Source organism: Marinilabilia rubra (assembly GCF_003121985.1).
Taxonomy (GTDB): domain Bacteria; phylum Bacteroidota; class Bacteroidia; order Bacteroidales; family Marinilabiliaceae; genus Marinilabilia; species Marinilabilia rubra.
The window spans coordinates 255,629-264,710 of sequence record NZ_QEWP01000005.1 but is presented as its reverse complement, the minus strand read 5'-3'; the positions used below and the strand labels follow the sequence as shown (position 1 = coordinate 264,710).

Genomic DNA, 9,082 nt, shown 5'->3' with positions numbered 1-9,082 from the left:
AGAAATATTTTTAATGAATATTTGGATAAAATACAACATAACCCTGTTGTTTTTGTGCAGTCTTTGCTGTATTAAAGCAAATGCTCAGGACCCTACTTTTTCTCAGGTCTATGCGGCACCAGTTTATTTGAGCCCTTCTTTTGCAGGGCTTACCAATGGCAGTCGTGTTGCACTGACGTACAGAGATCAGTGGCCGGGCATTCCCAATACCTATCGTACCTTGTCATTTGCAGCCGATCATTTCTTCGAGCAATACAATAGTGGTCTGGGGTTGGTGTTTGTCAGAGATGACCAGGGAAGCGGACAGCTTATTACTCAAAATATCGGACTGGTTTATGCTTATGAGTTTCCAATTACCAGGGAAATTTATGCCAGACCAGGCTTGAATTTCAAATACTTTGAAAGAAAAATTGATCCCTCATCCTTGTTGTGGGGTGACCAGATAGGGCCTGATGGTGATATTTTAGCCAGTGCAATCGGTGATTTTGAGCAGGAAAGTTATAAGAAGATTGATGCTTCAGCTTCAGCCATGATTTACAGCGATGATTTCTGGTCCGGGGTGGTTGTGGATCATTTGGTGAAAAGTAACATCGGCTTTACAGATATTGAATCTCCTTTGCCAATCCGTACCACGGTTTATGGTGGATGGAAATACCGGTTTAGAAATCGGACGCGCAATCAGGATGAAGTCAGTGGAACATTAGCCTTCATGTATAGAATGCAGGATGATTTTCAACAATTGGATATGGGTACTTACTGGTATCTCAATCCATTTGAATTGGGATTATGGTATCGCGGGATTCCTGTTGGCGAAAGTGAAGGACTAACCAATAATGATGCTCTTATTTTTATTCTCGGATTCAATATCGGTTCGGTGCGTTTGGCTTACAGTTATGACATGACGCTGTCCAACCTGGCCGGGCATAGCGGAGGAGCCAATGAGTTTTCATTGATATTCAGATTCTCCTCTTCCGGAATTAATGAATCTCCTAAAGGAGCTATCCCTTGTGACGGTGGTGGAAATGACTGGATGCGTAATAAATCATCTTCAAGAGGTAGAAGGACTCTGTTTTAAGGAGAGAAATTAGATGTTAGATGTTAGAAGATAGAGGCTAGATGTTAGAGGATAGAACTTGAAAAAATGCTTTCAATATGGGGCACCCAATTTTCAACTGAACCGATCACTGACTACCGACCACTGACCACTGACAACTGACCACCGATCACTGACCACCGATCACTGACCACCGATCACTGACCACTGACTACTGACTACTGACTACTGATAATTGCATCCGCTCCATTTCCCGGTACTCCAGGAGCAATTCCTTTTCATCAAAAGCATCCGATCCGGTATTCATTGACCTTTCCAGTATTAGCAGAGCTGCCTCAAAAAGCTCAGATTTAGCATAAAAATGCTCGTGAGCATAGTTTAGGTATTTCACCACTTTGAATGCATTGAAAGACCCAAAAAAGCGCTTTAGAAAGGTTTTTTTGCTATTACTGTTTTTCCGGATGATCTCAATCTCTTTTTCAAAGCCTGAATTGAGTAAAAAGCTTCTTAAAGGCCCGGTTAAATCATAAGTCCAGTTTTCAAAATCCGGAATGTCCAGTTCAGCCAATTCAGGGGCTTTAGAAAAGAAATGCTTCAAATCATCAAAAGCAGCGGGATTGTAAGTGATGCCTTGCTCTTTAGTTCCATCCAAATGATGTTTTATGCTGGCTCCTGTACCAAATATGACACGGTCTGAGGGGCGGGGAGAGGGATATACTGTGGTTTCTGTTAGGTTGCCAAAATTCCCCAGTGGTATTAGTTTTTGTAGAAAATAGAAATCTTCCCCGGCTTGTTTTTTAGGCATTCCTCCTGCCTGAACATATTTAAGCGTTCTGAAAACCATGCATGAACCAATGGTATGGAAAGCATAAGGAAACCCTGTTTGTTTGAGTGCTTCCACATAATACCTGAGATGCAACTCATAAAGTGTAATGGCTTCATAGATTACAGGTGAGTATTCAGAGCCTTCCAGGGGGTGTTCGAAATAGACTGTTCCTCCCTGATTTCTCTGGTCAGAGAACCAGTTTTCAAGGGCCTGCAAATAATTTGGGGCAACAGGTGAATCTGCATCCAAGCAGGCAAGTATTCCGTCCGGTCGCTCAATTTTACGGAATTGTCTTACAGCTTCATCAAGCCCGATTTTCCTGGCCAATCCGGCTCCAAAGTGTTTTTTTCGAAGATTATAGGCTTTCAGAATATTTACAGAAAGCCAATTGGGCAGGGGATGCTCATGAATAAACGATTGTATGGCATCTGCACACGCATTTTGGTTTTCTTCTGTTGACTTGCTGTCTTTTTCACAGGTGTTTAAAACAACAATAACCTCCACCTTTGCAGATGGAGGTTTACATGATATCAGCGAATTTAGTGTCGTTAGAATAAGCTCGTTTTCCAGATAAGCAGGAATGACCACAATTAACCCCAGTTCGGAGTCTATCTCTGAATCAACACTGAATTCAGGGTAGTGTTTGGTCAGATAATTGTCAAGTAGTTTTAATGACTTTTCTGGTGTGGTCATATTCAAATGGTTCGCCTTTTTATGGCTCAAACCGGCAAACTTAATCCGCTGTTCTTATTCCTCTTCCTGAGTTGCGTCGTATCTTTCGTTAAGAATGCCAACCACTTCATCGGTAATATTCAAAGCCTCATGGGCGAATAAGATATTGTCTCCCATTGTATTACTAAGCACCAGTTTGAAAGGTTTCTGGTTGGTGTACTCCTTTAGGAATGCAGTGATTGTATCGCGCAACTCACGGTTCATCTGATTTTGTTTTTTCATCAGGTCGTTGGAGAGCTGAGAGTTGAGCTCCTGAAGTTCCTGCTCTTTTTCCCTTAGTCTTTTTTCTTCTTTCTGGGCACGCTCGAGGCTTAAGAAAGCATTGTTCTGTACTTTTCTCTGGAAAGCTCTCATGTCGTCCTGAAAAACTTTTGCTCTTTCGTTGAAATCAGCTCTTGATGATTCTTCTTTTCTTAATAATTCTTCGTTAAGAAATTGAGCATATTCATAATTCATCAGTAATGAATCAGTGTTGACGTAGGCGATGGGATAATCCTGCACTTTTTCTTTTTGGCTTTGGTCTGCTCCATCATCAGATTCAGAACCGTTGGACAATACGATGAAGAATAAAGCAGCTACTGCAACAAACAGAATAGCGTTAAGGACAATCGATATATTTTTCATACCCTTAGAAAATGAAAGTTAAATGTTAGATTTTGATGAGGACAAATATAACTGTATTGTTAAAATATAAAAAAGTTCTTCTGTGATTTTGACAGAAGCTTTTAATTATTGGGGAAATATCAGGTGTACTTTCTGAATGAGGTGTAACCATCCAATACAGCTGAAATAGCAATAAAAACAATCCAATATGATTTTTCGTAATAAATAGCTGCCAATGTAGCTGCCAGAAAAACTGCGCTTAACATTAAAATGCCGTTTATCCTTTTTCGGTGTGAAGGGGCAATTATGAAGTTATAGATTCTTACGCCCAAAACCGGAATTAGCCCTGCTGCAAAAAGCCATGGGGCGTTATCCATGCCTGAAATGTGCATAATAATGCCGGCCAGAATTAATATCAGGCCGGCGTAATAAAGGCCGCTTAAAAAACGGAGAAATCCCATATGGTTTGAATTTTTTTATTCTTCAATTACGACAAAAATATCTTCTTCGGGCTTTTTCATCAGGTATTGTTCGCGGGCAAACTTCTCCAGATTTTCCGGATCACTCTGAAGTTCTTCCATGCGTTTTTTGTTGTTGGAAATTTCTTTCCGGTAATGAACTTTTTGCCGCTCCAGCTCCTCAATTCTGTTTGATAACTCGTGCCTGTCAACCAGGTTGTTCTGATCGAAAAAGCCCACCCAGATGATAAAAGCCAAAAAAGTGACCACATACCGGTTTTTTAGTAATGGCAAAATTAATCTGGCAATACTTTTCAGGCTCATATTTTTGCTTTTATATTTACCCGCAGGTATCGGACAAATGTAACTATTTCACTTGATTTTGACAATTTCTAGTCATCAGGTTTATCAAAAGAGGCTTTGAATTAAAGCAAATTATAAAAATGAGGTTGTCTCAAAAGCCCAAATTTGATGTCATTCTGAGCTTGTCGAAAAATCTGTTTGTTTGATAAACAGATGTTTCGACTACGCTCAATATGACATGCTCCTTTGGTGTTCAATACTTTTGAGACAACCTCCAAGATCTATTACAAGAGCATTTTATTCGGCATCCATGAACGGATATTTAAAATCTGTAGGTGGAACGAAATTCTCTTTTATGGTTCGTGGAGAAACCCAGCGCATCATGTTGATCAACGAGCCGGCTTTGTCGTTGGTACCCGATCCTCTTGCACCGCCAAATGGTTGTTGCCCTACAACAGCTCCGGTGGGTTTGTCATTGATGTAAAAGTTGCCTGCGGCATTAACCAGTCGTTTTGTTACTTTTTCGATAACATAGCGATCCTGGGCAAAGACAGCACCTGTCAGTGCGTAAATAGATGTTTTATCTAAAACGGTGAGTGTTTCATCGAATTTCATGTCATCATAGACATAAACTGTCAGTACCGGACCGAAGAGTTCTTCCTGCATAGTTCGGTACATTGGATCTGTTGTAAGGATGATGGTAGGTTCAATGAAGTACCCCACAGACTTATCACATCCGCCGCCTTCAATGACTTTAGCATCCGGATGGTTCTCTGCTTCTTTTATCGCGCCTTCAAGTTTGTTGAAAGAAGCTTCATCAATAACGGCGTTCATGAAATTGGTGAAATCTTCAGGCGGCCCCATTTTTAGTTCACCAAGTTGCTTTTTGATTTCTGAATGAATCTCGTCCCAACGGCTGGCCGGTATATAGGCCCTGGAAGCAGCTGAGCATTTTTGCCCCTGGTATTCAAACGCTCCTCTTACCATGCCTGTTGCCACTGCTTTGGCGTCACACGACTTATGGGCGATAATGAAATCTTTTCCACCGGTTTCTCCCACAATTCGGGGATACGTTTTATAGCGCTGGATGTTTTCTCCAATGGTTTTCCAAATTGACTGAAACACTTCGGTTGATCCGGTGAAATGGAATCCTGCAAACTCGGGGTGGTCAAATACTTCCCTGGCAACCACAGGGCCACTGGCAAAAACCAGGTTGATTACTCCGTCGGGAACCCCTGCTTCACGGAAAACCTGCATAAGGATATTGGCCGAATAGATGGCTGTTTTTGAAGGTTTCCATACAACCACATTGCCCATCATAGCGGGTGCAGAAGGCAGGTTTCCTGCAATGGAGGTGAAGTTAAATGGGGTAAGTGCAAATACAAATCCTTCGAGAGGACGGTATTCCACTCTGTCCCAGATTCCTTTGGCTGAGGAGGGCTGATCTCCGTATATCTGTGTCATGTACTGGACATTAAACCTGAGAAAATCAGCAAATTCACAGGCGCTGTCAATTTCTGCCTGAAAAGCCGTTTTGGATTGGCCCAGCATTGTGGCCGCGTTGATTTTTTGCCGATAAGGACCTGCAATCAAATCAGCTGCTTTCAGAAATATTGAAGCGCGATGCTCCCATGCCATCCCGGCCCACTTGGGACGGGCATTCAATGCTGCATCAATGGCTTGATGAACATGGGCTTCATCACCCTGATGATAATGCCCCAGACAATGCTTTAATTCATGTGGAGGATGAATCGAAACTTTTTGGTCTGTACGGACTTCTTCGCCCGCAATAATCATGGGGATATCCATCTCTACAGCCCTGAAGGCTTCGAGTTGCTTTTTAAGTTCGGTGCGTTCATTTGTTCCCGGGGCATAGGTGAGGACCGGTTCGTTCTTGGCAGGTGGCACCTGAAATATTCCTTTTGGCATAGCACTTGGTTTTTTAGATGTTAACAAAAGATCGTTTTATACAAATCTAACTAAAAGCAAATGCGATGGGAATGAAAAATATCAGGGTTTTTTGAGTTTTGGGTTCGGAGTTCTGGGCTGAGTTCAGCGTTTGTCAACTCAAAACTCAAAACCCGGAAACACGGTACTCATAGCCCCCTTTGGGCGGATTTAGGGGACCTTCAACCCGGAACTCTTAATATATCGGCGGAAACTTATCAGGATAGGCTTCTCCCATCATGCCATAAATGGTTTCATACACATCCTCTGCATTGGGATTGCTGAAATAATCACCATCTGTACCGTAGGCCGGACGGTGATCTTCTGCTGTTACTGTCATTGGTTTGTGATCCAGATAATAAAAACCGCCTTGTTCTTCAAGCACCTTTTGCATCATATATGCTGTAGCCCCTCCGGGAACATCTTCATCGAAAAACACGATGCGATTGGTCTTCTTCAAGGAGTTTAGAATGATCTTTTCAGTGTCAAATGGCAATAGGGTTTGAACATCAATTAGCTCCACCGAAATGCCGATTTCCGATAATTGATCAATGGCTTCAGCTGCAATTCTTACACAAGAGCCATAGGTGGCTATGGTTACATCTGTTCCTTCTCTGATCACCTCAGGTATGCCAAGTGGCGTCTGAAAAGCTCCCCAGTTGGATGGTTGCTTCTCTCTGATTCGGTAGCCGTTGAGGGGCTCAATTACCAGAGCGGGGTCCTCTCCTTGCAAAAGTGTGTTGTACATGCCTGCTGCCCGTGTCATATCGCGTGGCACACATATGTATATCCCGCGAATACTGTTGACCACCATGCTTAGAGGGGATCCGGAATGCCAAATGCCTTCAAGCCGATGTCCTCTGGTTCGCACAATTACCGGGGCTTTTTGGCCTCCTTTGGTACGGTAATGGGTGGTTGCAAGGTCATCGCTCAAGGTGTGGAGAGTATATAGCAGATAATCAAAATACTGGATCTCAGCAATTGGCCGTAGACCTCTGAGAGCAAGTCCGATGCCTTCTCCCACAATGGTAGCTTCATGTATACCGGTGTCACGGACACGCCATTCTCCATACTTTTTCTGAAGGCCTTCCAGCGTTTGGTTAACACCTCCCAACTTGCCGGTGTCTTCCCCTAAAGTAATCAACCGTGGGTCGTTGCCAAACAGGGCGTCAAAATTATCGCGTATTATTTCACGGCCTGGCACCAATGGGGCATCTTCGGAATACTGTGGGGCTATGCTTTCTATTCTTAGCGGTGATTTTGCAGATTCATCATACAAGTAAGCAGTGTATTTTTCATGGCCGCTTTCATTGTATTCTGCAACCCATTTTCTGAGTTGGTCTTTTAGTCCTCCCTGTTTGTTGCAGGAAGAACAAACATGTCGAAGTATTTTACGGGCAGTACTTAGAATTTCTTTGCGGTTAAGGGTCAACGTATTGTTCAGGTTGTTGACGATGCTGTTGATTTGATCTTCGCTATTCTGGTTACAAATACAGCTTTTTTGTCTGATGATTTTATTGAGTTCGTCCCGTTCTTCCTCAATGGGTTTGAGGTATTCTTTGTAAGCTTCTTTTTTTGCATTTGTTGCTTCATCTCGGGCTTCCGATTCAATTTGGTCAAGGGTGGATTCATCTGATATTTTCTTTTCCACGATCCACTGCCTCATCTGAACCAGGCAATCCTTATCCTTTTCCCATTTCAGCCTTTTTTCTGATTTATAGCGTTCATGCGATCCGGATGTTGAATGCCCTGTCGGTTGCGTTAATTCCCTGACATGAAACAGTACCGGAACATGCTCTTTGCGACAGCGGGAGATGCCTTTCTCGTACATCTGACAAAGTTCTGCATAATCCCATCCGTTGGCTTCAAAAATGAGGATGCCTGTTTTGTCATTTCTTTGCTTTTCAAATCCTTTGAGAGCTTTGGAGATATTGGCTTTTACGGTTTGGAGTTCAACCGGGACAGAAATGCCATAGCCGTCATCCCAAACCGAGAGTGCCATAGGGATTTGCAGTACACTTGCTGCATTAAGGGTTTCGAAAAACAAGCCTTCCGAAGTGCTGGCATCTCCAATGGTTCCGAAAGCCACTTCATTGCCCTTGTTGCTGAATTTTTGGAGCTCTTTGAGTTCCGGTTGTTCCCGGTAAAGTTTGGAGGCGAGGGCCAACCCTGTCAATCGGGGCATTTGACCTGCTGTGGGACTAATGTCTGAAGAAGTGTTTTTACTCTTTGTCTGATCAATCCAATCACCGTTTTTCTGAACAAGTCTGGTTCCAAAATGATTATTCATGGAACGGCCACCGTTGTCCGGATTGAGTTCTGTTCTTGTCTCCCCATACAATAAGGCAAAGAACTTTTTAGGGGTTGTCATTCCGGCAGCCAACATAAATGTTTGATCACGGTAGTACCCCGATCGCCAGTCCCCTTCAAGGAACTGCTTTGCCATTGCTATTTGAGCCACTTCTTTGCCATCGCCGAAAATGCCGAATTTTGCTTTGCCGTTTAAAACTTCCCGCCTTGCCAGAACACTCATATGGCGGCTAAGATGTGCAAGCTTATAATCGTTGAGCACTTCTTTTTTGAAATCTTCAAAACCAAGGGCTTCTTTATTTTCCTGTTTGGCTGAAGTTGATTTTGTATTGCCGGTCTTTTTTGTATTAGTTGTAATCATTGCGGTTTAATTGATGTCGGTTTGGCTCTCCATAAGCGTCCAACAAGGCAAAGGTAAATTTTTTGATCGATTTTGGTTGGTTGCAATATTCAAACAGAAAGCATATGCCGAATGTTTAAAGCACTCCATTTTTTGTATATTTGCAGCATTAAAGTGCTTGACAATGATGATAATTAAAATGCTTTTAGTTACGATAGTCTTAATGGGCGCAGTAACGGCTTTATTTGCTATCCGTATTATTTTTCGCAAAGGTGGTAAATTTCCTAATACACATATTGGAGGTAATCGGAATATGGCTAAACGAGGCATCTATTGTGCCTCGACGCAAGATAAAATTGCCAGTAAAGACAAAAGGCATATTCTGAAGGATACATTGTCCTGAGTCTGTATTATTCTTATTGCCGCTTTTTACTATAACTTCCATACAGGATATTAATTTAAACTTATTTATAAAAGGGATATTTGCATCCTAAAATCATAAATAATAT

Annotated in this window: 7 protein-coding genes; 1 reads left to right on the top strand and 6 read right to left on the bottom strand. The window is 42.4% G+C overall.

The window, feature by feature from the left end:
* The first annotated feature begins 13 nt into the window (after positions 1 to 13).
* Complete coding sequence (locus DDZ16_RS08645) at positions 14 to 1,075, top strand: PorP/SprF family type IX secretion system membrane protein (RefSeq protein ID WP_109264048.1); 1,062 nt, start codon at positions 14 to 16, stop codon at positions 1,073 to 1,075.
* 190 nt (positions 1,076 to 1,265) lie between these two features.
* On the opposite strand, the gene DDZ16_RS08640 is transcribed toward DDZ16_RS08645, so the two are convergent.
* From DDZ16_RS08640 to DDZ16_RS08615, 6 genes are all read right to left on the bottom strand, one after another.
* The gene (locus DDZ16_RS08640; protein ID WP_109264047.1) at positions 1,266 to 2,573 is read right to left on the bottom strand and encodes a glycosyltransferase; all 1,308 of its coding nucleotides are present in this window, start codon (positions 2,571 to 2,573) and stop codon (positions 1,266 to 1,268) included.
* 54 nt (positions 2,574 to 2,627) lie between these two features.
* A complete protein-coding gene (locus DDZ16_RS08635; RefSeq protein ID WP_109264046.1) occupies positions 2,628 to 3,236 on the bottom strand; it encodes an OmpH family outer membrane protein in 609 nt (202 codons plus the stop codon).
* A gap of 119 nt (positions 3,237 to 3,355) precedes the next feature.
* Positions 3,356 to 3,676 (bottom strand): hypothetical protein, encoded by a 321-nt coding sequence (locus DDZ16_RS08630; RefSeq protein WP_109264045.1) that lies wholly within the window; start codon positions 3,674 to 3,676, stop codon positions 3,356 to 3,358.
* Between the two features lie 15 nt (positions 3,677 to 3,691).
* On the bottom strand, positions 3,692 to 3,997 hold the full coding sequence (locus tag DDZ16_RS08625; RefSeq protein ID WP_109264044.1) for an FtsB family cell division protein: 306 nt from the start codon (positions 3,995 to 3,997) through the stop codon (positions 3,692 to 3,694).
* A 276-nt stretch (positions 3,998 to 4,273) separates the two neighbouring features.
* A complete protein-coding gene (pruA, locus tag DDZ16_RS08620) occupies positions 4,274 to 5,905 on the bottom strand; it encodes an L-glutamate gamma-semialdehyde dehydrogenase (RefSeq protein ID WP_109264043.1) in 1,632 nt (543 codons plus the stop codon).
* 214 nt (positions 5,906 to 6,119) lie between these two features.
* A complete protein-coding gene (locus tag DDZ16_RS08615; protein ID WP_109264042.1) occupies positions 6,120 to 8,594 on the bottom strand; it encodes an alpha-ketoacid dehydrogenase subunit alpha/beta in 2,475 nt (824 codons plus the stop codon).
* Between the last annotated feature and the right edge of the window lie 488 nt (positions 8,595 to 9,082).